The sequence below is a fragment of the Mangrovitalea sediminis genome (genome assembly GCF_002514725.1).
In the GTDB taxonomy this organism is placed as follows: domain Bacteria; phylum Pseudomonadota; class Gammaproteobacteria; order Pseudomonadales; family Oleiphilaceae; genus Mangrovitalea; species Mangrovitalea sediminis.
In genome coordinates, this window is the sequence record NZ_NTLB01000008.1 from 27911 (window position 1) to 52004 (window position 24094).

The following is a 24094-nucleotide window of genomic DNA, read 5'->3' on the forward strand; positions in this document are numbered from 1 at the left end:
TCACTCGGCCCGCCAATGGCGGAAAAACATTACTCGACAGGTTGAACTTCCAGCACCGCAACGTCAAACCGCAGGGTCTCTCCCGCCAGCGGGTGATTGAAGTCCACGATGACAGTGTCGCCCTCGACAGCCTTGATGATGCCAGGCAATTCCGTTTTGCGGGCATCGGCAAAGGAAATGACGACACCCGGCTCCAGCGCCAGATCGGCCGCAAACTGGTCCTTACGAAAGGACTGGACATTATTGGGGTTCGGCTGCCCGAATGCCTTTTCCGGCGGCACTTCGAAACTTTGACGAGCGCCGGCTTCGAGGCCGACCAGCAACGCCTCGAAATTCTCCGGCAAATTGCCATCGCCGAACTCAAAGGAAGCGGGATCGCCTTCGAACGTCGAGTCAACGGTCCGGCCATCTGCCAGGGCCAGGGAAAAATGCAAGGTTACCCGGGTACCCGGACCTACCAATTGCTGCGCCATAATCTCAACTACTCCACAGATTCCCGGTCACCCGATCCCCGCAACAGGTCCACCGCCAGCATGACAGCGCCGACCGTAATGGCACTGTCGGCCAGGTTAAAGGCCGGGAAGCTGTATTGATGCCAGTGAAAATGCAGAAAATCGACGACATAACCCTGCACGATGCGATCGTGCAGATTTCCAAGCGCCCCCCCCAGCACCAGCGCTATACCCGCCGGCAACCAGCGATCCTGCCGAGGAAGCTTTGTGAGCCAGCGAATCAACACAATGCTGATGACGATAGCGAGGGCCACGAAAAACCAACGTTGCCAGCCTGAGGCTCCAGCCAAAAAGCTGAAGGCGGCCCCAGTATTGTGCAACAGCGTCAGGTTGAAGACCGGCAGGATATGCTGAGGCTCGCCATAGGGCAGATGGCTTTCGGCCAGTCGCTTCGTGCCCAGATCGAGCACCACGACCAACCCCGAAAGCCATAGCCAGCGTAACATGCCATAGTCTGTGCGGTTCGCATCCGTCGCTTCGTGCTCAGGCATAACGCCGTTTTTCTCCCTCACCTTCGATATTCTCCACGCAACGGCCGCAAAGGTCCGGGTGTTCTGCGATCTGCCCGACTTCCTCACGGTGATGCCAGCAACGGGCACACTTGTTGTACGTTGTCGGCGTCACCAGCACCTTGAAACCCTCCAGCTCGGTGTCCTGGGCATCGCCCGCCTCAGCCAACGGCGCAACCGTTGCTTCCGAGGTAATCAGCACGAAGCGCAACTCTTCACCCAGCAACGCCAGCTGTTCGCGCAGAGACTCGTCAGCGAAGAGCTTGACCTCTGCACTCAGCGACCCTTTGATCTGGCCTGCAGCACGCGCACTTTCGAGGCACTTGTTGACGGCCTCCTTCACACGGAGGATCTTGTTCCAGTATTCCCGTCCCAAGGCATCGTCAGCCGGCAGTTCTGCCAACTGCTCGTACCAGGTCTCCAGGAAGACACTCTCCCCACGCCGTCCCGGCAAATGCGTCCAGATCTCGTCGGCGGTAAAGCTCAGGACCGGCGCCATCCAACGCACCAACGCTTCCACGATGTGGTACATGGCCGTCTGACAGGAGCGGCGCGCCAGGCTGTCCTTTTGGGTGGTGTACTGGCGATCCTTGATGATGTCCAGATAGAACCCACCCAGCAGGGACTCACAGAATCCATAAAGCTTCTGGTAAACCTGCAGGAAACTGTAATTTTCGTAGGCCTGATCGATGTCCTGTTGCAGGAGCTTCGTCCGGTCAACGATCCAACGGTCAAGCGCCAGCATATCCGCCGCCGCAACCTGATCGGTTTCCGGGTCGAAGCCATTCAGGTTGGAAAGCAGGAAGCGCGCGGTGTTACGGATCCGCCGGTAGCCATCGGCCGTTTGCTTGAGGATATCCTGGGTGACCGCGATTTCGCCGCTGTAGTCGGTGGACGAAACCCAAAGCCGCAGGATATCTGCGCCCAACTGGTTCATGACCTCCTGAGGTGCAATGACATTCCCCAGGGACTTGGACATTTTTCGCCCCTGTCCATCTACGGTGAAACCATGCGTCAGCACCTGGCGGTAAGGCGCCTCGCCGCGAATGGCGATGGCGGTCTTCAGCGAGGACTGGAACCAGCCTCGATGCTGGTCAGAACCTTCCAGGTACATATCGGCCGGGAACTGCCCCAGCTCCGGGCGCTTGATGAGCACCGCGGCGTGCGTGACCCCGGAATCGAACCAGACGTCCAGCGTATCGGTCACCTTTTCGTACTGGCTCGCCTCTTCGCCCAACAACTCGGAGGCATCCAGGTCAAACCAGGCGTCGATGCCATCGGTCTCGATACGCTGCGCAACCGACTCGATCAGTTCGGCAGTCCGCGGATGCAGCTCCTGGGTTTCCCTGTGCAGGAACAGCGTGATCGGCACACCCCAGGTACGCTGACGCGAGATACACCAATCCGGCGACTGCTCCACCATTGCCTCAATCCGGTTCTGGCCCCAGGCCGGAATCCATTTGACGCCTTTGATGGCTTCCAGGGCATCCCGCTTCAGCCCTTTCTTGTCCATGCTGATGAACCACTGCGGCGTCGCCCGGTAGATCAGCGGCGTCTTGGTCCGCCAGCAATGGGGATAGCTGTGCTGGAAGGTGGTACGTCGCACCAGCTTGCCGTTCCGCTCCAGCGCTTCGCAGATCGGACCATCCGCCTTGTAAACGTGGACCCCGGCGAATTCCCCTGCGCCACTGGTATAGGTGCCATCGGCCTGCACCAGATTCAGCGTGCCGATACCATAAACCTGCCCAACCTCGAAATCTTCCATACCGTGATCCGGCGCGGTGTGTACGGCACCCGTACCCGCATCGGTGGTCACATGGTCACCCAGCACCACCGGCACCTGCCGGTCGTAGAACGGGTGCTGCAACAGCTGTTTTTCCAACGCACTGCCAGGCACCGATCCCAACACCTCATAGGACTCGACACCCCAGCGTGCCATGATGTCGTCCAGCATCGGTTGGGCCAGAACCATGCGTTCGGTTCCCTGCCCCGCATCGAGCTGCACCAGGGCATAGTTCAGGTCGGCATTGAGTGCGACAGCCTGGTTGGCAGGAATCGTCCAGGGCGTGGTGGTCCAGATCACGATGGATACCGGCTCATCCCCGCCACTCACCCCGAACAGGTTGAGCAGCGCTGCCGGATCGACGGCTGTAAAGCGGACATCGATTTGCGTCGACGTCTTGTCCTGGTATTCAACCTCGGCTTCCGCCAGGGCCGACTGACCGACAACGCTCCAGTAAACCGGCTTGTAACCGCGTACCAGATGACCGTTCTCGACGATTTTGCCCAAGGCCCGAACGATATCGGCTTCGACCTTGGCGTCCATCGTCAAATAAGGATTATCCCAGTCGCCCATAACGCCAAGACGGATGAAATCCGCCTTCTGACCAGCCACCTGCTTGGCCGCATAATCACGACAGGCTTGCCGGAACGTTTTGTAATCGACTTTGACACCAGCCTTGCCAATTTCCTGCTCGACCTTGTGTTCGATCGGCAGACCATGACAATCCCAACCCGGCACGTAAGGCGAATCGAATCCCATAAAGCCACGGGACTTGACGATAACGTCCTTGAGAATCTTGTTGACCGCATGACCGATGTGAATACTGCCGTTCGCGTAGGGAGGGCCATCGTGCAGAATGAACTTCTTCCGTCCGGCATGCGCCTCGCGCACAGCCTTATACAGGTTCAGTTCCTGCCAGCGCTTGAGCTGCTCCGGCTCCCGTTGGGCAAGGTTCCCGCGCATGGGAAAACCGGTTTCCGGCAAATTCAGGGTATGTTTGTAATCGCTCATAGTCAGGTCTGGTCAGTTGTCATGGGTCAATCAGGGATTGTCGGCGTGTCGGTCGGGGCGAACGCGACCAGAGGATCTGGGTGCTCCGCCAACCAATGACGCGCCGTCTCAATATCCGCCTGAATCTGACGGGTCAATGCAGCGATGTCGGCAAACCGCACCTCATCCCGCAGATGGTGCAAAAAAGTCACATGCAGACGCTGGCCATATAATGCGCCCGCAAAATCGAACAGATGCGTCTCCAACAGAGGCCTGCGCCCATTCACTGTCGGTCGCAAACCAATATTGGCGACACCCCAGTGACGCTCACCGGCTTCATCTTCAGCCGCCACGACGTACACGCCGCTGAGCGGCGGGCGCGTTGGCCCGAGCCGGATATTCGCAGTGGGCACACCAATCTGGCGCCCCAATGCCTGGCCATGTATGACCGTCCCGGTAATCGAATAGGGGCGGCCCAGCAGGCGGCTCGCGCTCACCAATGCATTTTCAGCCAGGCACTGCCGTATGCGGGTACTGCTGACTCTGTCGCCATCAAGACTGATCGTGCGCGTATGCGCCACACTGAAACCAGCGCTCCGCCCCACCTCCTGCAACAGGTGAAAATCCCCCTTGCGGTCGTAGCCAAAACGAAAATCGTCTCCCACGACCAAATGACGTGGCATCAGGCCATGACAGACCACCTGCTCGGCAAAATCGTTCCCCGATAACTGGCGCAGCCTAGAATTGAAATGCAGGCAAACCACAAGATCGACGCCGCAATCCCGCAGCGCTTCGTATTTCTCACGGAAACGCATTAGGCGCGCAGGTGCATCCTCACCTTGGAAAAACTCGCGAGGCTGCGGTTCAAAAATCATGACCACGGACGGTAACCCGAGCGCCAGCGCCTTCTCGCGAACCTGCTCGATAATGGTCTGGTGTCCAAGATGCACCCCATCGAAATTGCCGATGGTCGCGACACAACCGTTTCGAAGAGGAGAATCGTCTCGGCCTGCCAATGCCAGCAGATTATGCAGACCACGAATCAACCGCATTGCCACCTCTTACCGTTTTTACGTCGTTTCCGGGGAACACGCGAGTATACCGCAACCCTTGCACGCACCCAATGCTTCAGGTGTGACAGGCTTCAACGGTGCAAAAACTGCCGCAACCGCATGCCGCCCAGAAAGAGCGCCAGGAAATAGACCGCCAGCCCGGCCACGACCAGCAGCGCCAAGTGCAACCCGCGATGCAGGGCATCCCAACCCAGCCAGCGGCTATCTGCCCCCTTCAGGGCGAGCAGAGTAGCGACCAGAGCCAGGTTTCCCAGCAGCAGCCGCGCGCCATAACGCCCCCACCCCGGCTGGAAGGCGTAGGCTTTCTCCTTCCGCAAGCCTCGCAACAGCAGCCCGGCGTTCAGCCAGGCGGACATTGACGTCGCCAATGCCAGCCCCGCATGGGCCAACGGAAATACCAAAACCAGATTGAACGCCATATTGGCGGCCATGGCGATCACCCCGATACGTACCGGCGTCTGCGTGTTCTTGCGCGCAAAGAACCCTGGCGCCAGCACCTTGATCGACATAAAAGCGACAAGGCCCACCGCAAAGGCCCGCAAGCTGCGCGCAGACATTTCGATGTCGTGGGTGGTAACCCGGCCATAGTGAAACAGCGTGGACAGCAGGGGCACCGCGAGAACGATCAAGGCCAGCGCCGCCGGCACGCCAATCACCAGCACGGAGCGCATACCCCAATCAAGGGTCGCGGCAAACTCGGCTTGCGATTTAGCCGCATGCTTACGCGAAAGATTGGGCAGAATCACGGTCGCGATGGCTATCCCAAACACACCCAGCGGCAGTTCCGCCAGCCGGTCCGAGTAGTACAGCCAGGATACGCTTCCTGTTTGCAGAAAGGACGCCAGCACCGTATCCAGCAACAGATTTATCTGACTGACCGATACCCCGAACAGTGCCGGCGTCATCAGCTTGAGCACCTGTCGCACCCCCGGATCGAAGTAATCCAGTCGAGGCCGCGGCAGCAATCCCAACCGCATCAGGAAGGGAATCTGGAAAAAAAGTTGCAACATGCCGGCGATCAACACACCCCAAGCCAGGGCGACAACCGGCTGGGAAATATGGGGTGCCAGGAAAACGGCGGCACTGATCAGGCAGAGATTCAGCAATACCGGCGTAAAGGCAGGCACGGCAAAACGGTCGTAGCTATTGAGTATCCCGCCGGCAAAAGCCGTCAGTGAGATCAGCAGCAGATACGGGAAGGTAATTCGCAGCATTTCGCTGGCCAACCCGAACTTCACCGGATTGTGCAAAAAGCCGGGCGCAAAGATCGTCGTCAGTACCGGCGAGCCCAGCATGGCCAGCAGAGTGATCACCAGCAGAATGAAGCCCAACGTACCGGCAACCGCATCCACCAGGCGCTTGACCTCGTCATGCGTTTTTTGTTGCCGGTATTCGGAGAGCACGGGCACAAAGGCCTGGGAAAAGGCGCCTTCGGCGAACAGGCGGCGCATAAAATTTGGAATCCGGAACGCTACAAAAAAGGCGTCAGCACCGCTGGTCGCACCAAAATAACGAGCGATCACCATATCCCGCACCAGCCCAAGTACACGGGACAGCATGGTCATCAAACCCACAGTGCCGGAAGAACGCAGCAGACCCGGTGTCCTCCGGGTCCCGGCAGCGGATGTCGGTAATGACGCCGATTTGGCGGGGGGCGTTTCCGAGCTCTCGCTCATGCAGGACTCCAGGCATGTTACGTATCGGCGGCACCTCTCCATCACGGTTCAGGCACCCCACTCTCCTGCGAACAACCTCACACACTGCAAACACAGCAGCGAGGGCCTCGCTCAGATTCCACGATATTGATGGCGAGGCATGGTATCATCGCTCCGCAGACTTCGCAGCAGCGCCGATGTCTATTGACATCGAGCCGCCAAGACGGCATAGTTCCGCGTCATTTATTTGCGTACCCGGGACGCCTCCGCCGATACCGGCGCGGTTACAATGATGCCCGGGCAGCCGATTGCTATAGAAACACCCAGCCTGACACGAATTTGAGGAGTTACAAGGTGGCCAACTCTCCGCAAGCCAAGAAGCGCGCGCGTCAAAGCGAGAAACGTCGCAAGCAGAACGCCAGTCTGCGCTCAATGGCACGCACCTATATCAAGAAAGTGATTGCCAAGATCGAAGCCGGCAACCAAGCTGAGGCGCAAGCTGCGCTGCAAGCGGCACAGCCGATTCTCGACAGCATGGTCAACAAAGGCATTTTCTCCAAGAACAAAGCAGCTCGTCATAAGAGCCGCCTGAGCGCCCGCATCAAGGCGCTGCAAGCCTGATCTGGAGATCAAGCCTGACAAAAAACCGGCCCCATGGCCGGTTTTTTTGTTGTCCAACAGCCATCTCACAAACCTCGCAAGACAGCCCCTGAACTCCACACCCTCACTTCAGGAAACCAACACCAGGTTATCCCGGTGAATGAGCTCCTCTTCTGAAACAAATCCCAGCAACGACTGAATACGGTCACTGGGCTTTCCGATAATCAGCCCCGCATCCTCAAAATCGTAATTGATCAGCCCCCGGGCAATCTCTCGCCCCTGTTCGTCGACGCAAGACACCATTTCGCCCCGCCGAAACTCACCGCTGACCGCTTTCACGCCAACGGGCAATAGACTCCGTCCCCGCTCCCGAACACCTTTCACCGCCCCGGCATCCAGCACCAGCCTTCCCCGGGTCTTCAAGTGCCCGGCGATCCACTGTTTACGCGCCGCCAAACGCTCCTGCTCCGGTAGCAAGAGCGTGCCGACGACTTCTCCTCGTCGAACACGCAACAATGCATCATCCAGCCGCCCACCGACGATCACCGTAAAAGCCCCAGAACGCGCCGCCAATCGCGCTGCGCGCACCTTGGTCAGCATGCCACCCCGACCCAAGGCACCAGCCGCCCCGCCAGCCATGACATCCAGCTCCGGATCGCTGGCCTCCCGCTGCTCCACCAGCCTCGCATCGGCATGTTGCCGGGGATCACGATCAAAAAGCCCAGCCTGATCCGTCATAATGATCAAGCCGTCGGCCTCAATCAGGTTCGCGACCAGAGCCCCCAAGGTGTCGTTATCACCAAAGCGGATTTCGTCGGTCACCACCGTATCGTTTTCATTGACGATGGGCGTAACGTCAAAGTCCAGCAGCGTACGCAAGGTGCTGCGGGCGTTTAGATAGCGCTTGCGGTCCGACAGATCCTCATGGGTCAACAAGACTTGCGCCGTATGCCGCCCATGACGCTTGAACTGCGCCTCCCAGGCCTGCACCAACCCCATCTGCCCGACAGCCGCCGCAGCCTGCAACTCATGCAACAAGGCCGGTCGCTTCTTCCAGCCCAGCCGACTCATACCTTCAGCCACCGACCCTGATGAGACCAGAACGAGCTCGACCCCCTCACCAACCAGGGCCGCCATCTGATCCACCCAACCGGCGATGGCATCCACATCGAGACCACGACCATCATTGGTCAGAAGCGCACTACCAATCTTGACCACCAACCGCCGGGCAGTCACCAGCCTTTGCCGATCGCTCATGGGACCTGTCACACCAACTCAAACGCTATGAAAGACGGGCGAAGGCCCGGCTATCACCCAGGCCTGCCAACAAACGATTACTCAGGGGCATAGACGACTTCAACGTCGTAGTCATCGTCATCAAAATCATCATCGTCGTCATCGTCATCCACCTTGCGACGACGCTTCAGAGCCTGAATCTGCTCGCGCGCTTCAGCATCCATCCGGGCCCGAGCCTCACGCTCGCGCTCCGCGGCCTCGGGATCCTCGGCCTCCAGCAGTGCACGCTCCTCAATCCAGTTCATGATCGCCTGACACAATGCCGCCGCTCCCTTGCCACTCAACGCCGATACCTGGAATACCGGCCCCTGCCAGTTCAACGCGGAAACCAGCTCCTGGCAACGAGCCTCCTGCTGATCTTCAGGCAGCAGATCGACCTTGTTGAGCACCAACCAACGCTCGCGCAACGCCAGAGCAGGGCTGAAACGCTCCAACTCCCGGGCAATCGTCTGCACATTTTCGACTGGGTCCGACCCATCAAAGGGCGCCACATCCACAAGATGCAGCAGCAAACGCGTTCGCACCAGATGCTTGAGGAAACGAATCCCCAAGCCCGCACCTTCGGAAGCGCCCTCGATCAAACCCGGGATATCCGCCACCACAAAGCTACGGTGCGCCTGAACACTCACCACCCCCAGATTCGGCACCAGGGTGGTAAACGGATAATCCGCCACTTTCGGCCGAGCTGCGGAAATCGCCCGGATCAGCGTCGACTTGCCGGCATTCGGCAACCCCAGCAAACCGACATCCGCCAATACCTTCAGCTCCAGGCGAAGATTACGGATCTCTCCTGGCGTGCCATTGGTTGTCTGCCGGGGCGCACGATTGATGCTGGACTTGTAACGCGTATTGCCGAGACCATGAAAACCACCCTGCGCAACCCGCAGTTGCTGCCCGGCAACCGTCAGATCCCCCAGGACTTCATGGGTATCGACATCGACCACCGTCGTACCGACCGGCACCGGCAGCACAAGATCTTCCCCTTTCTTGCCGGAGCAGTTACGCCCACTGCCGCTCTCTCCGGTTTCAGCCCTGAACTTGCGCTGGTAACGGTAGTCGATCAACGTATTGAGCGAAGCATCCGCCTCAAGGAAAACCGACCCGCCGTCGCCACCATCGCCGCCATCAGGGCCACCCTTGGGGACATATTTTTCACGCCGAAAGCTCAGACAGCCATTGCCGCCTTTTCCCGCCTCGACGCTAATCGTCGCTTCATCTACAAACTTCATTTTTCTGCTGCCTCGCCGCGCCACGCCGGCGCCGACTCGCTATTATCCGGAATGTACGCATTATAGGGGGCGCCGCTGGCGCGGAACATACGAAAAAGCCCCGCTTAAGCGGGGCTTTCGGGAACATCGGGCTTGGTATTGCCGATTTAGCTCGCCGCTTCAACGCTCACGAACTTACGGTTTTCCGGACCCTTGGTTTCGAACTTGATCACACCGTCCGACTTCGCGAACAACGTGTGATCACGGCCAATACCGACGTTGGTGCCCGCGTGGAAACGCGTGCCACGCTGACGTACGATGATATTCCCGGCTTTAACCACCTGGCCACCGAACATTTTGACGCCAAGTCGTTTGGACTCGGAATCGCGACCGTTGCGGGTACTACCTGCAGCCTTCTTGTGAGCCATTGTCCTACTCCTCTAAACGCGGGACAGAAACAAGAGCGATTAGCCCTTGATCCCCGTAATCTTCACTTCAGTGTACCACTGACGGTGACCCATCTGCTTCATGTGATGCTTACGACGTCTGAACTTGATGATTTTCACCTTATCATGACGACCGTGGCCAACAACCTCAGCAGTTACCTTGGCACCATCAACCACAGGCGTACCGACTTTAACGTCGTCGCCGTTGGCAACCAGCAGAACGCGATCGAACTCAACGGTGCCGCCAGTTTCAACTTCAATTTTTTCCAGCTTGAGGGTCTCACCCTCGGTAACACGGTGCTGCTTACCACCGCTAACAATCACTGCGTACATGTTCACTTCTCCGATACTGACCCATCCCTGCTCTTTGGCACCTGGTTCTAAGGGAAGCGCTTTGGCAACCCTATAGCAGGGAGCGCAGGTTGGGATGAGGTACAAGGGCGCGTGATTGTACGAAAAGCACGCGCAATTGACAACCTCGGTTGACACTTAAAGCCGCAATACCTAGCATTGCCGCGTTCCTACCTCCCACTTTTCGATCAGCTCTGGATCAGCGGCATGAAGGTGCAACAAATCTACGACACCGTGGCGGACGATTTTGGTCTGGTCAACCAACTCATTTTCGACCGGCTGTCCTCGCATGTGCCACTGGTGGAAAAGATAGCCCAATACATCGTGGAAAGCGGCGGCAAGCGCATGCGCCCGTTATTGGTGCTACTCACCGCGCGGGCCCTGAAGCATCGGGGAGAGGATCACCTCAAACTGGCCGCGGTTATCGAATTCCTGCATACGGCCACACTCCTGCACGACGATGTCGTCGATACGTCGGACCTGCGCCGCGGTCGCGCTACGGCCAATGCCCGCTGGGGTAACGCACCAAGTGTTCTGGTTGGCGACTTCCTGTACTCACGCGCCTTCCAGATGATGGTCGAGCTGGACAGCATGGCCATCATGAACGTGCTGTCGAGCGCTACCGCCGTCATTGCAGAAGGCGAAGTGCTACAGCTGATGAATGTGAAAAACCCGGACATTAGCGAAGCCAACTATATGGACGTCATCCGCAGCAAGACGGCCATGCTGTTCCAGGCGGCCTCTCACAGCGGCGCCATACTTTCCGGTGCCGACGAGCACACGGAAGCGGCCCTTCGCGACTACGGGCTGCATCTAGGCCTGGCGTTCCAATTAGTGGACGATGTCCTGGATTATCGCAGCAGCGCCGAAGCAATGGGCAAGAACGTCGGCGACGACCTCGCCGAGGGGAAACCCACCCTGCCCCTGCTGAAGGCCATGGAGCACGGTAACGAGGAAGAGCGCCAACTTATCCGCAGGGCTATCCGTCAGGGTGGACTGGACCAGTTGGAACGCATTTGCGGCATCGTCGAAACCACCGGCGCCCTGGACTACACAATGCAACTGGCCAAGGACCACGTCGACAAGGCGAAATCCTGCCTGACCTGCCTGCCCGAATCGCCACACCGGGAATCGCTGTTCGGACTCGCAGAACTCGCCGTCGCGCGCTCAGCCTGACCGCTTCATGAGGTTTTCGTCGCGGGCGCAGAGCTGTGCCCGCGGACACCCCCCAATATCACAGCCTCAAAAAGAGTCCGGCCCGAGGGCCGCCCGCCCATGGGGCTGGGTAAAATCCAGCAGCGGCCCGACCGGCACAATCCCTGTAGGATTCACCGTCCGCTGACTGTAGTAATAGTGAGACTTGATCTCGCCGACATCCACGGTTTCCGCCACCCCCGGCACCTGGAAGAGATCTCGCAGATAACCTGAAAGATGGGGGAAATCTGTCAACCGCTGCCGGTTACATTTGAAGTGACTGAAGTAGACGGCATCGAACCGTATCAAGGTGGTAAAAAGGCGCCAGTCAGCCTCGGTCAATCGATTCCCCACCAGATAGCGCTGCCGCCCCAGATGTGACTCGAGCCGATCCAGCATCTCGAACAACGCCTTGTAGGCTTCTTCATAGGCATCTTGTGTGGTGGCGAAGCCAGCCCGATACACGCCGTTATTAACCTTTGGGTAGATCTCTGCATTCCAGGCATCGATATCACCACGCAGGTCCTGCGGGTAGAAATCATAGTCACGGGCGCCCAGCCCACTGAACGCCGTATTCAGAATCCGGATGATATCGGACGACTCATTATTGACGATGCGCCGCGTCTCACGATCCCAGAGCACCGGCACGGTAACCCGCCCGGAATAGTCCGCGTCGGTCGCTGTATAGATCTGGTGCAGATATCTCGCCTGATTCACATCATCCCGGTGTACCGCAGCATCCGGGCGAAACTCCCAGCCATTTTCCAGCATGTGTGGATGCACGAACGACACCGAAAGATGCGATTCCAATCCCTTCAGCTTGCGAAAAATCAGCGTACGGTGAGCCCAGGGACAGGCCAGAGAAACGTAAAGATGGAAACGACCGGACGCGGCTGGAAGTGCCGCCTGCCCCTCAGGACCGGGTTCGCCTCCGGGAGTAATCCAGTCACGGAACTGACTGTCTTCCCGGATAAAGACACCGCCCGTGTTTTCAGTGTCGTACCAGCGATCCTGCCACTGTCCTTTCACCAGTAAACCCACGAAAACCTCCTGCATCAAGTCACTTTGCTTATTGTCGACACAATAGGGGTACACTGACTCGGGCTCAAATGATCATTTTTGACTGATTACATCAGAAAGTTTGAACCATGCATCCTCCCATCACTATCGAAGCACTCCGAGTACTGGACGCGATCGAGCGCTGCGGTAGTTTTGCCGCTGCAGCCAGCGAGCTGCACCGCGTCCCGTCGGCGATCAGCTACACCATCCAGCGGCTGGAAGAAGACCTTTGCGTATCGCTCTTCGACCGAAGCGGCCACAAGGCTATCCTGACACCTGCCGGGCGTTATCTTCTGGATCAGGGAAGACATCTTCTGGACGCTGCCGATCAACTGGCCCACACAACCCGCCAAGTGGCCCAGGGCTGGGAAACCCGACTCAAGATAGCGATCAACACCTTACTACCGATCCAGTGCCTGTTCCCCGCCATCCAGGAATTTCAAGCCCTGGGCGTCCCGGTCGAAGTCCAGCTGATCGAGGAAGTCTTTGTTGGCGCCTGGGAAGCACTGATGGCCCGACGGGCGGATCTGGTGGTCGGCGCCGACCCGCTCACCCGACCGGCGGGCGAGTTCGCCACCCACCCACTTGGCGAAATCACCTTTGTTTATGCTGTCGCAGCCGACCATCCACTCACCCGCTTACCCACACCGCTGAATGACGACCATATCAGCGCCTATCCCGCCGTAGTCGCAGCCGATAGCGCCAGGCGGCTACCACCGGGCTCGGCAGGCATTTTCGCCCGGCAACAGACGCTGACGGTGACCAATATCGATCAGAAAATTCAGGCGCAGGTCGCCGGACTCGGTGTTGGCTGGCTACCGGAACCTCGCGTGCGCCAGCTCCTGGAGCGGGGCCAACTGATAGCGCTGAAAACAGAAAGCCGGCGTAACCCGGTCAGCCTGCACCTGGCCCGCCACACCGACGCCCAGGGCAAGGCGTTGGACTGGTTCTGGGAGCGGCTGAGCCGCCCTACCGCATTTCACGACTGGACAACCCACGGCTGACAGCCAGCCGGACACAACTCAACTCCCTGCGGAGCCAGTGTACCCAGGCTGCCGAAAACCGGCATTCAAAGCACTGCGGACTGCAGATGTCCCACAAGGCCATGTGAATTCAGCGCATTGGACAACGCCCCCATAGTATAATCAGCGGCCTTCAATCAGATATCAGATGAAACGAGGCAGGGAGCACAACCATGCAGCAGTTGTCCGAGCTGGACGCGTCTTTCCTCTATTTGGAATCGGAGAACACGCCGATGCACATCGGCGGAGTCTATGTTTTCGACGGTTCCGCGCGAGACAGACCTTTATCGTTCGAGGCTTTCGCCGGCTATCTGCGCAGCCGCCTGCATGTTGCACACTTCTTTCGCCAGCGACTGATGACGATTCCCCTGGCGCTGGATCTTCCCTACTGGGTGGACGATCCCGATTTCAGCATCGAGCGCCACCTGGCTTATGTGACGCTGAGCGGGCGACAGGACCTGAACGGGGTGGTGCAACTCGCCGAGCGCATTATCGAGGAACCCCTCAAGCGCGACCGCCCACTCTGGCACATTACCTTCGTCGACGGCCTCGAAGTCAGTGATGAGCTGCCCCCCCACAGCTTCGCCATGATCATACGTATCCATCACGCGGCCATCGATGCCTTCAGCGGCGAGGACATCATGGGCACGCTACTGGAATATTCGCCAGAGCCGCGGCCCGTGCCGCCTGCACCGGCATGGCGCCCCCGGCCGCTGCCGTCGACACAACGGCTGGTAATGCAGGGAGCAACCAACGCCCTGCGCAAACCCTTCCGTTTGGCGGCGATTGGCCGACATGCGCTTTCAGCATCGCTGCAGAATCTCATGCTGCCCCAAGTCGTTCGACGGAGCCTGCCTCGCGCCTTTTTCAACGCACCCCGCAGCCCCTTCAATCGAGGCATCACGGCACGCCGCAAACTGGTTTCCGTAGACGTCCCACTGGCACGGCTGAAAGCCGTAAAGTCCGCCATCGGCGATGTCACACTCAACGACGTGGTCCTCGGTGTCTGCGCCGAGACCCTGAGCCGCTACCTGAACGATCACCGCCAGATGCCCGATCGCCCCCTGGTCGCACTCACCCCGGTTTCAGTGCGCTCAAGAAGCCTGCGCCGGCCGACGGGCAACCAAATGTCCGCCATGACGCTCAGTCTCGCCACCGATGAACCCGATCCAGCCAAGCGCATCCGCATCATCCATCGCAATGCGGTCGTCTCGGAGTCGTACCAGGAAGCGATCGCCGCCGACCGTCTCACCGAACTGGTTCCCTCGACCCTGCTGGGTCTGTCTGCGCGGCTGTATTCCGAGTTCCAGCTGGCCCAATATTACCGCCCGATGTTCAACGTCCCGATCACCAATGTGCCAGGCCCGCAGGTACCGCTGTACCTGCAAGGTGCCCGACTGATGCGGCAGTTCAATTTCGCACCGCTGTTCGATGGACTGGGCCTGGTTATCGTGGCCGTCAGCTATGAAGGGGTTCTCAGCTTCAACCTGACGCTCGCACCGGATGTGATTGACGATGGTGACTGCTTCAGGGTGCTTATCGAGGAAAGTCTGAGCGCCATTGAGGACGCCGCCGCGGAACTGCTGCCGGAAGACGACACGGTTCCGCCCCTGCCTCCCCGACAGGGCGAGGTGCTCATGGAAACCGCACTGAACTGTGCTGAGCAGGTGGTCGACAACGTCAGCCAGCAGTGGAAACGCTTTCGCCAGCGCAGCTAAGGTGCCTTAACGCCGGACGCGTCAGACTCTTTGAAAATCAGCGCCTTGTAACGGAAAAACCGCAGCTCCTGCCCCCAGAAATCCCTGGGCAGACCGGCTTTGAGCCGCAAATGGTCGAGGAAATCCTGCGGTTCCGGCAAGGACGACCAGACACTGGGCAAAAAGGTTGCCCGCCGAGATCCCGCTTCCAGCACCAGGCCGTCGACACCAGGTCGCAACTGGTTCAGCAGACTGCGCTCATCAGCAGCCTCCAGCGCCTGCGGCGGCATCAACACCGAGATATCCAGGCAGATCGTCCCCAGTTCATCCGGCGCCACAGGGGCAAAGCGTGGATCACGGCAAGCAGCCGAATAGGTATTCTGGACAATATCGCTCAGTAAAGGGCCTCGCGCTTGCAGGGAGCCGATACATCCCCTCAAGTCGCCACCACAGGTCAACGTCACAAAACTCATCCCGGCCGCACTCAATGCCGGCGGCCAGTCATCGTGCTCCAAAGGCATCACCTCGCGCTGACCGACGCTATAGACCAACGCACGGCGCGCCACCCTGAGCAAAGTGTCACCATGGGGACGCAGGGTCGCCTCAGTAAAAGGCAAATCCACCATAACCTACTACTCTATCCCGACTTCCCGCAGTATCGCCTGAATTTTCAAGCGCCACCAATTCAGGCTTCCAACCGCGCTGAGCAGCCACCTGGAGCAGACCGTTAATCGCATAACATCCACAGGCCTGCTCCCCCCTCAAGTGCCCCTCCAGCCGCAGGATAAGATCGGCCGTGTCCTGATCCCGCTGCCGCGCATCCCTCCAAGGGTGGTAATGACTCAAGTCCGAACTGACGACCACCAGCGTTCCGTCCTGCCCAACAACGGTGTCGATCACAGCGGCGACCAGCTCGGCCGGAACCTCACCCACCACAAGTGGCACCAGCGTATAGCGGTCAAGAATTGCATTTAAAAAAGGGAGCTGAACTTCAAGCGCATGCTCGAGCACATGGGGCTGATCGGCTTCGATGACCCCCTCGCAGCCAGCGACCAGGTCAATTCCCTCGCGGTCCAGTAGGACTTCACCTCCCGGCAAGGCAAAACGCTGCCAGCGGGGCACGGCAATTCCCCTCAAAGGCACCCTGTGCGATGGACCCAGCAACAACACACGCCGAATGGCTTGGGAACAGTTTATAAGCCGACGATAAACCAGGCCGGCGACATGCCCGGAATATAGATAGCCGGCATGGGGCACGATCAGCGCCCTGGGTTGACGTGAATCCAGCGAGTTTCGCGGCTCGCCAGCATCACCGAGAAAGTGGTGAACAGTCTGTTGCAGTTCGAGAGGGTCGCTCGGGTAAAAAAGGCCGGCGACCGCAGCGGGACGCACGTTGGACATGAGGGCTGCCTCCACGAGGTATCCGGCCTCCAGTGTGAAGAGACCGGCACCCCGGGATCAAGCACTTTTACAGGCGGAAAAACGCGCTCCCCTCACCGCGTCTTATCGGCCCAATCCAAAAATGCTTTGCGGTCTTTCGGAGATGCATTCTGCCAGAGAGATTTCAACTGCCCCAGAGTGGCACTGTCGACCGGCGCATTCGTGGTCTTGACGGCGACCTTTCCGCCTTCGTCGATCAGCTTCGGGTTGAAGTCGCTGACCAGTGCGCGAGTCTCCTCACGGGTGCTGGGCTTCGGATAGGCGAAATGGTAGCGATGGCCCGCCTCGGCATTGAATGTCAGAGCCTGCGGCGCAGAGTCGATCGCGATCGCATTATCTACCTGGTCAGGATTGAACTGTTTCCTGGTCCAGACACTGACATATTTGAACTCAATCGTGTGAGTCCCCGGGCTAAGCTCGAAATCCTTCGCGAAATGGCCCAGTAACGGCGGCAGTTGCTTCTTGCCATCGATGGCTAACACTCTGATGTGATCATCAGTATGCAATACGGCGACGTTGCTATTCTGCATCACTGACTGTTCGGACGAAGGCGTCATGCTACAACCGGCAAGTGCAATCGAAATCGCACAGAAAGCAATAACAGACCTGATGGGTTGAAGGCGCATGGCCATTCTCCTTGGTTCAAAGCGGACGGGAATCGGCGGGAAGTTTTCTGGCATCCGATTCTGGCGTGCCAGGACGTCGCAATCAAGCATCGCGTTGGTCAACTTGCGACCAAAGTCCGATACGGATGACCCGCTGCCGACTTACAATGTAAAAAAATGTTGCAAAGTTTTTGCTCTGGCATACATTTTAAACAATCCAACCCCAAAAACAGGTCGTCGACAAAAACACAAGAGGGTGGGAATGGGAGGCAACATGGTAGAGCAAGCGCATCGCGATGGTGAAGCAGGCTCGATTCCTTTCCGCAGCAGTCGCTTTTTCTGCGTAGGATCGCGCTGGTATTTCACGACCAGAGAGGGGTTCGACAGTGGTCCTTATGCCTCACGCGAACGGGCAGAGACGGGTTTGCAGCGTTTTTTGCGTGTGGTGAACCTGCTACCGATGGAAGCTCGCGCCCAGTAACCATCGCGAAGGGTTCAAAATGCCTCATGGAAGCCAGGGAGTCGGCGTCCTTTTCACCCGAAAACGCCTGCTCCCCGCCACTCCGTGTGTTCCCGATTCAGCCCCAGCTGCCACCCAGCGCCAGAAAGTGCTGGAGAATGACCAGTGCTATCAGCGCGTATAAACCCGCAATCACATCATCCAGCATGATCCCTACACCGCCAGGGACGCGGCGATCGAGCCAGCCAATGGGCCAGGGCTTAACGATGTCGAACAGGCGGAACAATGCAAACCCCAGCAGGATCACCCATAGGTTCGACGGCCGTAACACCAACGTCAGCCACATTCCGACGAATTCATCCCAGACAATGCCGCTGTGATCATGGACGTTGAGCGCGCGCGAGGTTCGTCCACACAGATACACACCAAACACAAAGGCTGCGATCAACATCACCCCATAGGCCCAGGCCGGCATCAACCTCAATAGAGCATACAGAGGTAACGCGGCCAAGGACCCCCAAGTACCCGGTGCGGGCCGGATGGCACCACTGCCCAGTCCAAAGGCCAGAAGATGCAACGGGTCGCGGAGGAATCCCGGTGGTAGCGGCGGTGGTGTCGGCTTGCCGGATGAGGAACTGTCGGACATCAGGGCGACTCCTCGCGCACGGGTTTCGCTGGCGGGCGAAAATGATCAAAGCCGGAGGAAAGCTGCTCGCTCACGTTGTCACCGGCGCGCAGCCGAATACCCGGCAGCGCTTCAACAACACCGACAGCAGTCACCGGTGTATCGGCAATCTTTGCAGGCAGCGGCAATGATGACGGCCAGCAAAAACAAAGTTCGTAGTCGTCACCGGCCTGCAATGCTTTCTGAAGCGCCCGCTCTCCTGCTACCCGGTGCAACGCCGGCGATATAGGCAATGCGTCGGCGTCGATAACGGCGCCGGCGCCGGATGCCGTCAGGACATGTCCCAGATCGGCTAAAAAGCCATCGGATATGTCTATCGCGGCAGAGGCCCTACGCCGAAGAGCCTGCCCCAACGCCAGTCTTGGCGTTGGCCGGTAATAGCGTTCCAAAAGGAATGCCACGTCAGTGTCGGCACCCGGATGCTCCAACCAGTTTAGCGCTTCACCCGCATCGCCGAGTGTGCCGGAAACACAGATCAAGTCCCCGGCCCTCGCGCCCTGACGGTGCAAGGCATGCTGCGGCGGAACGGACCCCTGCACCTGAATCGTGATATTCAGCGGACCGCGAGTGGTGTTACCCCCGAGCAGAGCCAGATCAAAGCACTGCGCTGCTTGCCCAAGTCCTCGCGCAAAACCTGTCAGCCAAGATGGATTGGCCTGTGGAAGTGTCATCGCCAGCGTAAAACCCAGGGGGCGGGCGCCCATTGCGGCCAGATCACTCGCCGCCACCGCCAGTGAGCGCCAACCCAGGCGCTCTGGATCGCAGTCTGCCGGAAAGTGAACACCTTCGATCAGGCTATCGACCGAGATCGCCATGGCCTCTCCCGCCGGTAACCGCAGGAGAGCACAGTCATCGCCGATCCCAAGGGCAACTTCCGGGTGTTGCACCCGGCTGCCCAGAGGCTCGAAAAAGCGGGAGATAAGCTCGAATTCGCCCATCGACATCCCGAACCGGCTTAGCGACCGGCCCGGGCCTCGACGATCCGGATACGCTGGGAAAGCTTGTCGAGGATGCCATTGACGTATTTGTGTCCTTCGGTGCCACCAAAACGCTTGGCAAGCTCAATGGTCTCGTTCAAAACCACCTTGTATGGCACATCGATACGATGCTTCAGCTCGTAGGCACCGAGGCGCAGGATACAGAGTTCGATAGGGTCGACCTCGTGGATCGGCCGGTCCAGATAGGGTTGAAGTACCTGGTCCAGCTCATTCTGGTGGCGATCCACGCCTCGCAGGAGATCCTGGAAATAAGGAAGGTCGACATTGGACATGTCGTTATCCACCCGGAACTCCGCTTCAATCTGGCTAACCGCCGCCTTGGCCATATGACGCTGGTACAGCGCCTGTAATGCCATCACACGGGCACGCCGCCGCTCTGCCGGCTTCGGCGCGCGATTGGTGCTGCCTGGAACCCCGTCTTGATCGTCAGTCACACTCATTACTCACCCATGTTCCGCAACAGGCTGACCATTTCCAACGCCGACAGGGCTGCTTCGCCCCCCTTGTTACCGGCTTTGGTGCCAGACCGCTCGATAGCCTGCTCAATCGTATCCACCGTCAGTACACCAAACGAGACAGGAATTCCCGTTTCCAGACTTACCACGCCCAGCCCCTTGGCACACTCGCCAGCCACATACTCAAAATGCGGTGTACCACCACGAATAACGGCACCCAGTGCAATAACTGCGTCGTGCTTCCCGCCGCTGGCAACCCGCTTCACGACCAGGGGTATCTCGAAGGCACCCGGCGCCCGGTAAATCGTGATGCTGTCGCTGTCGATGCCATGCCGACGCAATGTATCCACAGCGCCGTCGAGCAGACTCTCCACCACAAAACTGTTGAAACGACCGACCACGATTGCATAACGGCCGGTACACTGTGCGAAGTCGCCTTCGTATGTCTTGATATCGCCCATGCCTCACTCCCACCTGATCGTCACCCGGCGAAGGCGACCATCGTATTGTCCGTCGGTACGGAACCGACCCGTTAGCCCTCGAAGGGCAGGTATTCAACAACCTCCAGGTCAAACCCGGAAATCGCCGTAAATTTTATGGGCGCACTCAGTAGCCGCATCTTGGCCACGCCCAGGTCACGCAGAATCTGAGACCCGGTACCCACCGTCATGTATACGCCGGCCGGCCCCTCTTTCGGAGCGGACGGCCGTCCACCAAAAAACTCGCGGATACGATCACCGAGGCCAACGCTATCCTCACCATTATTGAGGATAACCACCACACCCTGACCTTCCTCGGCGATTTTCGCCAGCGAACGATGCAGCGGCCAACTTGCCGTACCGGCGCGATGCGCGCCCAACAGATCACGCAGGGTGTCTGTGATGTGAACCCGCACCATCACCGGCTCATCTGCGGTGAAGCTGCCCATCGTCAAGGCCAGATGCGTACTTCCCTGAATGCTGTCACGGTAGGTACGCAGGTGGAAAGTACCGTGATCGGTTTCAAGATCGTATTCGTCAACGCAAGCCACCGTGTGCTCGGTCGTCACGCGATAATGGATGAGATCCGCGATGGTGCCGATTTTCAGGCCGTGCTGCTCTGCGAACTTCTCCAGCTCCGGGCGACGCGCCATGCTGCCGTCGTCGTTCATGATCTCACAGATCACTCCCGAAGCCTCGAAACCCGCCATGCTCGCCAGGTCACAGGCGGCCTCCGTATGGCCGGCCCGGGAAAGCACCCCACCGGGCTGCGCCATCAACGGGAAGATATGGCCAGGACTGACGATATCTTCAGGGCGCGCGTTACGCGCGGCCGCGGCTTCCACCGTGCGCGCCCGGTCGGCTGCCGAAATACCGGTAGTCACCCCTTCGGCGGCCTCGATGGATACGGTAAAACGAGTACCGAAACCGGAATTGTTGCTCTGCACCATCAGTGGCAACTTCAGTTGCTCGCAGCGCTCACGACTCATCGGCATACAGATGAGGCCGCGAGCTTCCCGCGCCATGAAATTGATATGTTCGGCGCGGACGCATTCAGCGGCCATAATCAGGTCGCCTTCGTTTTCGCGGTCTTCATCATCCATCAGGATAACCATCTTGCCCTGACGGATATCTTCGATAATCTCTTCGATACTGTTGAGTGCCATTGAACTGCACCTTTCTCCAGACGGCCTTGTCAGCCGCGGGTTTATCGCCGGTAGCCCTGTTGCACAAGCCACGCCAGCGTCATGCCGGACGAGGACTCGTCCGCATCATGCGATGACTGTAGCAAGCGTTCCGTATAGCGCGCGATCATGTCGGCCTCGAGATGAACTCGCTGCCCGACACGGTAGTCCCCAATAATGGTTTCGCGCGCGGTGTGGGGCACCACATTCAGCCAGAAATCCTTCGCACCCACCGTATTAACGGTGAGGCTGACGCCATCAACGGTAATGGAACCGCGAGTGGCGATATAACGTGCCAGTCCTTCGGGCGGCATAATCCGCAGACGAATGGCCCGCCCGTCTTCCCGGCGCTCCACAAGCGTGCCGACACCATCCACATGGCCGCTCACGAGATGACCGCCAAGCCGGCCGCCGAGTTGCAGCGCCTTTTCCAGATTGACCTTGTCCCCGGTGGCAACATCCCCGAGACGGGAATGACGTAGTGTTTCCGCGGAGACGTCGGCCTGAAAACTGTCGGCATCCCACTGCGTCACGGTCAGGCAGACGCCGTTGACGGCAATGCTGTCGCCCAGTTGAACGTCGCTCATATCCAGGCCCGCAGAACCGACATCGAGCACCAGGTCATCCCCCTGCCGCACACTCCGTCGAATGCGCCCTACCGCCTGAATAATTCCGGTAAACATGCCGCTATTCTCCGACACCAAGAACCAGACGCTGATCCTGGCCCACCATACGCCGATCCAAAACCCGCAAACGGAGACGGTCCGCCATCTGCTGGATCGGCAGGTCAACCAGCGGCCGGGCCTCGCTGCCCAGCAAGACCGGGGCCTGGTAGAGCCAGAATTCATCGACCAGGTCTGCTGACAGGAAAGCCCCCGCCAGCGTCGGCCCGGCTTCCACCAGAACTTCGTTACAACCCCGAGCCCCAAGCCAGTCGAGGACAGCAGCAAGGTCTACAGCCTCAGTCTCGCCAAGGGCCTCAACGAGCACGCCGGCCGAACTCAATGCAGCCGCCTGCACAGAATGGTTCTGCAGACTGTCCCGCGTGGTCAGGACGACACTGTTGCCGGCCTGCTGAAACAAAGGCGCATCGAGGGGAGAACGCAAGCGGCTGTCCAATACCACCCGTAAGGGCTGCCGGCCGGGCGACGCATGGTCGCCCAGGCCACCCATCTCCGTCTCTCGCACCGTCAGCGCTGGACGGTCCGCCAGCAGCGTCCCAATCCCAGTCACTATCGCAGAGCTGCGCGCACGGAGACGCTGGACGTCGGCCCGCGCTTCCGGGCCGGTAATCCACTGGCTTTCCCCTGATGCCATAGCGGTCCGCCCATCCAGGCTGGCCGCAATCTTGACCCGAACAAAAGGGCGCCCGGTTCGCATCCGCTTCAAAAAGCCCGGATTAAGCGCTTCCGCCTGAGCGGCCATCAGCCCCGACTCGACATCGATACCCGCGCCACGTAGCCGCTGAAGGCCGCCACCCGCAACCTGCGGATTGGGGTCTTCCATAGCGACGACGACCCGAGCAATGCCCGCACGGATCAACGCATCCGCGCAGGGCGGCGTCCTGCCATGATGACTGCAGGGTTCCAGCGTGACATAGGCCGTGGCGCCGAGCGCCTTAGCGCCGGCTGCCTGCAAAGCGTGGACTTCTGCATGGGGGCCTCCAGCACGCTCATGCCAGCCTTCGCCGACGACCTCACCAGCAGCGACGATAACGCAGCCAACGCGAGGATTGGGATCGGTGGAGTACAGGCCGCGCTCTGCCAATTGCAGCGCCCGGGCCATATGACGGCGATCATCAGAGACTGTCATTCGCGTAGAAAAGGGGCTCACTCTTACTCTTTGTCGCGGGCCAGAGCACCAGCAACTTCCGCGGCGTCACCGGCCTCATTCCCATGACGGGACAGCCGCTCGATCTCTTCCTTGAATTCGTTGACGTCCTGGAAGCTACGGTAAACGGAAGCAAAACGCACATAGGCCACTTTGTCGAGCTGACGCAGCTCAGACATCACAGCTTCCCCTACCACCAGGGACTTCACTTCCCGTTCTCCAGTGGCACGCAGATGAAACTTGATACGGTTAATCGCCGCTTCGATCTCTTCAATGCTGACAGGCCGTTTTTCCAGCGCTTTCATCATGCCGGCACGTAGCTTGTCTTCATCGAAGGGTGTGCGCGTGCCGTCCTGCTTGACCACACGCGGCATCACCAACTCGGCCGTTTCAAAGGTAGTGAAACGTTCTTTGCAGGACAGGCACTCCCGCCGTCGACGCACCTGATCACCATCCGCCACCAATCGTGAATCGATGACTTTAGTATCCGCCTCACCACAAAATGGGCAGTGCATAACGGGCTCCTGTCGCAGCGAATTATGTCGGCTCACCCGAGCCGGGCG

At 59.1% G+C, this 24094-nt stretch carries 26 protein-coding genes; 5 read left to right on the plus strand and 21 right to left on the minus strand.

The window, feature by feature from the left end:
• Positions 1 to 29 precede the first annotated feature (29 nt).
• From fkpB to murJ, 5 genes are all read right to left on the minus strand, one after another.
• Positions 30 to 473: an FKBP-type peptidyl-prolyl cis-trans isomerase gene (gene fkpB / locus CLR77_RS18885; RefSeq protein WP_097462276.1), complete on the minus strand. Its 444-nt coding sequence runs from the start codon at positions 471 to 473 to the stop codon at positions 30 to 32.
• A gap of 8 nt (positions 474 to 481) precedes the next feature.
• Positions 482 to 1003 carry a signal peptidase II gene (gene lspA, locus CLR77_RS18890; RefSeq protein ID WP_097462277.1) on the minus strand — a complete coding sequence of 174 codons (522 nt, stop codon included), beginning with the start codon at positions 1001 to 1003 and terminating at the stop codon, positions 482 to 484.
• Positions 996 to 3815 carry an isoleucine--tRNA ligase gene (gene ileS / locus CLR77_RS18895; protein WP_097462278.1) on the minus strand — a complete coding sequence of 940 codons (2820 nt, stop codon included), beginning with the start codon at positions 3813 to 3815 and terminating at the stop codon, positions 996 to 998. The genes lspA and ileS overlap by 8 nt, the downstream gene beginning before the upstream one ends.
• A gap of 26 nt (positions 3816 to 3841) precedes the next feature.
• A complete protein-coding gene (gene ribF / locus CLR77_RS18900; protein WP_097462279.1) occupies positions 3842 to 4846 on the minus strand; it encodes a bifunctional riboflavin kinase/FAD synthetase in 1005 nt (334 codons plus the stop codon).
• Positions 4847 to 4938: 92 nt separating this feature from the next.
• On the minus strand, positions 4939 to 6543 hold the full coding sequence (gene murJ, locus CLR77_RS18905) for a murein biosynthesis integral membrane protein MurJ (protein ID WP_097462280.1): 1605 nt from the start codon (positions 6541 to 6543) through the stop codon (positions 4939 to 4941).
• Between the two features lie 333 nt (positions 6544 to 6876).
• Between murJ and rpsT the strand changes: the two genes are divergently transcribed.
• A complete protein-coding gene (gene rpsT / locus CLR77_RS18910) occupies positions 6877 to 7143 on the plus strand; it encodes a 30S ribosomal protein S20 (RefSeq protein WP_097462281.1) in 267 nt (88 codons plus the stop codon).
• Positions 7144 to 7251: 108 nt separating this feature from the next.
• Here rpsT and proB read toward each other — a convergent pair whose 3' ends face one another.
• From proB to rplU, 4 genes are all read right to left on the minus strand, one after another.
• Positions 7252 to 8379 carry a glutamate 5-kinase gene (gene proB / locus CLR77_RS18915; RefSeq protein WP_097462282.1) on the minus strand — a complete coding sequence of 376 codons (1128 nt, stop codon included), beginning with the start codon at positions 8377 to 8379 and terminating at the stop codon, positions 7252 to 7254.
• Between the two features lie 77 nt (positions 8380 to 8456).
• Positions 8457 to 9647, minus strand: a complete 1191-nt coding sequence (gene cgtA, locus CLR77_RS18920; RefSeq protein ID WP_097462283.1) for an Obg family GTPase CgtA — start codon at positions 9645 to 9647, stop codon at positions 8457 to 8459.
• Between the two features lie 146 nt (positions 9648 to 9793).
• Entirely contained in the window at positions 9794 to 10054 is a 261-nt protein-coding gene (rpmA, locus tag CLR77_RS18925) for a 50S ribosomal protein L27 (protein WP_097462284.1), read from the minus strand.
• Positions 10055 to 10093: 39 nt separating this feature from the next.
• Complete coding sequence (rplU, locus tag CLR77_RS18930; RefSeq protein ID WP_097462285.1) at positions 10094 to 10405, minus strand: 50S ribosomal protein L21; 312 nt, start codon at positions 10403 to 10405, stop codon at positions 10094 to 10096.
• 225 nt (positions 10406 to 10630) lie between these two features.
• Here rplU and ispB point away from each other — a divergent pair, with 225 nt between their 5' ends.
• Positions 10631 to 11599 carry an octaprenyl diphosphate synthase gene (gene ispB / locus CLR77_RS18935; protein WP_097462286.1) on the plus strand — a complete coding sequence of 323 codons (969 nt, stop codon included), beginning with the start codon at positions 10631 to 10633 and terminating at the stop codon, positions 11597 to 11599.
• 66 nt (positions 11600 to 11665) lie between these two features.
• Here ispB and CLR77_RS18940 read toward each other — a convergent pair whose 3' ends face one another.
• Positions 11666 to 12658 carry a glutathione S-transferase family protein gene (locus CLR77_RS18940; protein ID WP_097462405.1) on the minus strand — a complete coding sequence of 331 codons (993 nt, stop codon included), beginning with the start codon at positions 12656 to 12658 and terminating at the stop codon, positions 11666 to 11668.
• 107 nt (positions 12659 to 12765) lie between these two features.
• Here CLR77_RS18940 and CLR77_RS18945 point away from each other — a divergent pair, with 107 nt between their 5' ends.
• Positions 12766 to 13680, plus strand: a complete 915-nt coding sequence (locus CLR77_RS18945; protein WP_097462287.1) for a LysR family transcriptional regulator — start codon at positions 12766 to 12768, stop codon at positions 13678 to 13680.
• A 191-nt stretch (positions 13681 to 13871) separates the two neighbouring features.
• On the plus strand, positions 13872 to 15416 hold the full coding sequence (locus CLR77_RS18950) for a wax ester/triacylglycerol synthase family O-acyltransferase (protein WP_097462288.1): 1545 nt from the start codon (positions 13872 to 13874) through the stop codon (positions 15414 to 15416).
• On the opposite strand, the gene amrA is transcribed toward CLR77_RS18950, so the two are convergent.
• From amrA to CLR77_RS18965, 3 genes are all read right to left on the minus strand, one after another.
• Positions 15413 to 16021 carry an AmmeMemoRadiSam system protein A gene (gene amrA, locus CLR77_RS18955; RefSeq protein WP_097462289.1) on the minus strand — a complete coding sequence of 203 codons (609 nt, stop codon included), beginning with the start codon at positions 16019 to 16021 and terminating at the stop codon, positions 15413 to 15415. The genes CLR77_RS18950 and amrA overlap by 4 nt on opposite strands.
• Positions 15999 to 16796 carry an AmmeMemoRadiSam system protein B gene (amrB, locus tag CLR77_RS18960; RefSeq protein WP_097462290.1) on the minus strand — a complete coding sequence of 266 codons (798 nt, stop codon included), beginning with the start codon at positions 16794 to 16796 and terminating at the stop codon, positions 15999 to 16001. Before amrB ends, amrA begins: the two co-directional genes overlap by 23 nt.
• 92 nt (positions 16797 to 16888) lie before the next feature.
• Entirely contained in the window at positions 16889 to 17461 is a 573-nt protein-coding gene (locus CLR77_RS18965; protein ID WP_158227244.1) for a DUF2057 family protein, read from the minus strand.
• 253 nt (positions 17462 to 17714) lie between these two features.
• Between CLR77_RS18965 and CLR77_RS18970 the strand changes: the two genes are divergently transcribed.
• The gene (locus CLR77_RS18970) at positions 17715 to 17921 is read left to right on the plus strand and encodes a DUF6316 family protein (protein WP_097462406.1); all 207 of its coding nucleotides are present in this window, start codon (positions 17715 to 17717) and stop codon (positions 17919 to 17921) included.
• A 97-nt stretch (positions 17922 to 18018) separates the two neighbouring features.
• On the opposite strand, the gene CLR77_RS18975 is transcribed toward CLR77_RS18970, so the two are convergent.
• The 8 genes from CLR77_RS18975 to nrdR form a co-directional block, all read right to left on the minus strand.
• Positions 18019 to 18546: a phosphatidylglycerophosphatase A family protein gene (locus tag CLR77_RS18975; protein ID WP_097462292.1), complete on the minus strand. Its 528-nt coding sequence runs from the start codon at positions 18544 to 18546 to the stop codon at positions 18019 to 18021.
• A complete protein-coding gene (gene thiL / locus CLR77_RS18980; RefSeq protein ID WP_097462293.1) occupies positions 18546 to 19523 on the minus strand; it encodes a thiamine-phosphate kinase in 978 nt (325 codons plus the stop codon). The genes CLR77_RS18975 and thiL overlap by 1 nt, the downstream gene beginning before the upstream one ends.
• A 17-nt stretch (positions 19524 to 19540) precedes the next feature.
• Entirely contained in the window at positions 19541 to 20023 is a 483-nt protein-coding gene (nusB, locus tag CLR77_RS18985) for a transcription antitermination factor NusB (protein ID WP_097462294.1), read from the minus strand.
• Positions 20023 to 20499, minus strand: coding sequence for a 6,7-dimethyl-8-ribityllumazine synthase (ribH, locus tag CLR77_RS18990; protein WP_097462295.1), 477 nt, complete (start codon positions 20497 to 20499; stop codon positions 20023 to 20025). Before ribH ends, nusB begins: the two co-directional genes overlap by 1 nt.
• A gap of 71 nt (positions 20500 to 20570) precedes the next feature.
• Positions 20571 to 21683 (minus strand): bifunctional 3,4-dihydroxy-2-butanone-4-phosphate synthase/GTP cyclohydrolase II, encoded by a 1113-nt coding sequence (gene ribBA, locus CLR77_RS18995; RefSeq protein ID WP_097462296.1) that lies wholly within the window; start codon positions 21681 to 21683, stop codon positions 20571 to 20573.
• A gap of 41 nt (positions 21684 to 21724) precedes the next feature.
• Positions 21725 to 22384 (minus strand): riboflavin synthase, encoded by a 660-nt coding sequence (locus CLR77_RS19000; RefSeq protein ID WP_097462297.1) that lies wholly within the window; start codon positions 22382 to 22384, stop codon positions 21725 to 21727.
• Positions 22385 to 22388: 4 nt separating this feature from the next.
• Positions 22389 to 23513, minus strand: coding sequence for a bifunctional diaminohydroxyphosphoribosylaminopyrimidine deaminase/5-amino-6-(5-phosphoribosylamino)uracil reductase RibD (gene ribD, locus CLR77_RS19005; RefSeq protein WP_097462298.1), 1125 nt, complete (start codon positions 23511 to 23513; stop codon positions 22389 to 22391).
• Between the two features lie 23 nt (positions 23514 to 23536).
• On the minus strand, positions 23537 to 24046 hold the full coding sequence (gene nrdR, locus CLR77_RS19010) for a transcriptional regulator NrdR (protein WP_097462299.1): 510 nt from the start codon (positions 24044 to 24046) through the stop codon (positions 23537 to 23539).
• Between the last annotated feature and the right edge of the window lie 48 nt (positions 24047 to 24094).

Bases quoted from the DNA above. Each gene is read 5' to 3' on its own strand.
- fkpB (WP_097462276.1), bottom strand. From the start codon at position 473: ATGGCGCAGCAATTGGTAGGTCCGGGTACCCGGGTAACCTTGCATTTT.
- lspA (WP_097462277.1), bottom strand. From the start codon at position 1,003: ATGCCTGAGCACGAAGCGACGGATGCGAACCGCACAGACTATGGCATG.
- ileS (WP_097462278.1), bottom strand. From the start codon at position 3,815: ATGAGCGATTACAAACATACCCTGAATTTGCCGGAAACCGGTTTTCCC.
- ribF (WP_097462279.1), bottom strand. From the start codon at position 4,846: ATGCGGTTGATTCGTGGTCTGCATAATCTGCTGGCATTGGCAGGCCGA.
- murJ (WP_097462280.1), bottom strand. From the start codon at position 6,543: ATGAGCGAGAGCTCGGAAACGCCCCCCGCCAAATCGGCGTCATTACCG.
- proB (WP_097462282.1), bottom strand. From the start codon at position 8,379: ATGAGCGATCGGCAAAGGCTGGTGACTGCCCGGCGGTTGGTGGTCAAG.
- cgtA (WP_097462283.1), bottom strand. From the start codon at position 9,647: ATGAAGTTTGTAGATGAAGCGACGATTAGCGTCGAGGCGGGAAAAGGC.
- rpmA (WP_097462284.1), bottom strand. From the start codon at position 10,054: ATGGCTCACAAGAAGGCTGCAGGTAGTACCCGCAACGGTCGCGATTCC.
- rplU (WP_097462285.1), bottom strand. From the start codon at position 10,405: ATGTACGCAGTGATTGTTAGCGGTGGTAAGCAGCACCGTGTTACCGAG.
- ispB (WP_097462286.1), top strand. From the start codon at position 10,631: ATGAAGGTGCAACAAATCTACGACACCGTGGCGGACGATTTTGGTCTG.
- CLR77_RS18945 (WP_097462287.1), top strand. From the start codon at position 12,766: ATGCATCCTCCCATCACTATCGAAGCACTCCGAGTACTGGACGCGATC.
- CLR77_RS18950 (WP_097462288.1), top strand. From the start codon at position 13,872: ATGCAGCAGTTGTCCGAGCTGGACGCGTCTTTCCTCTATTTGGAATCG.
- amrA (WP_097462289.1), bottom strand. From the start codon at position 16,021: ATGGTGGATTTGCCTTTTACTGAGGCGACCCTGCGTCCCCATGGTGAC.
- amrB (WP_097462290.1), bottom strand. From the start codon at position 16,796: ATGTCCAACGTGCGTCCCGCTGCGGTCGCCGGCCTTTTTTACCCGAGC.
- CLR77_RS18965 (WP_158227244.1), bottom strand. From the start codon at position 17,461: ATGCGCCTTCAACCCATCAGGTCTGTTATTGCTTTCTGTGCGATTTCG.
- CLR77_RS18970 (WP_097462406.1), top strand. From the start codon at position 17,715: ATGGTAGAGCAAGCGCATCGCGATGGTGAAGCAGGCTCGATTCCTTTC.
- CLR77_RS18975 (WP_097462292.1), bottom strand. From the start codon at position 18,546: ATGTCCGACAGTTCCTCATCCGGCAAGCCGACACCACCGCCGCTACCA.
- thiL (WP_097462293.1), bottom strand. From the start codon at position 19,523: ATGGGCGAATTCGAGCTTATCTCCCGCTTTTTCGAGCCTCTGGGCAGC.
- nusB (WP_097462294.1), bottom strand. From the start codon at position 20,023: ATGAGTGTGACTGACGATCAAGACGGGGTTCCAGGCAGCACCAATCGC.
- ribH (WP_097462295.1), bottom strand. From the start codon at position 20,499: ATGGGCGATATCAAGACATACGAAGGCGACTTCGCACAGTGTACCGGC.
- ribBA (WP_097462296.1), bottom strand. From the start codon at position 21,683: ATGGCACTCAACAGTATCGAAGAGATTATCGAAGATATCCGTCAGGGC.
- CLR77_RS19000 (WP_097462297.1), bottom strand. From the start codon at position 22,384: ATGTTTACCGGAATTATTCAGGCGGTAGGGCGCATTCGACGGAGTGTG.
- ribD (WP_097462298.1), bottom strand. From the start codon at position 23,513: ATGACAGTCTCTGATGATCGCCGTCATATGGCCCGGGCGCTGCAATTG.
- nrdR (WP_097462299.1), bottom strand. From the start codon at position 24,046: ATGCACTGCCCATTTTGTGGTGAGGCGGATACTAAAGTCATCGATTCA.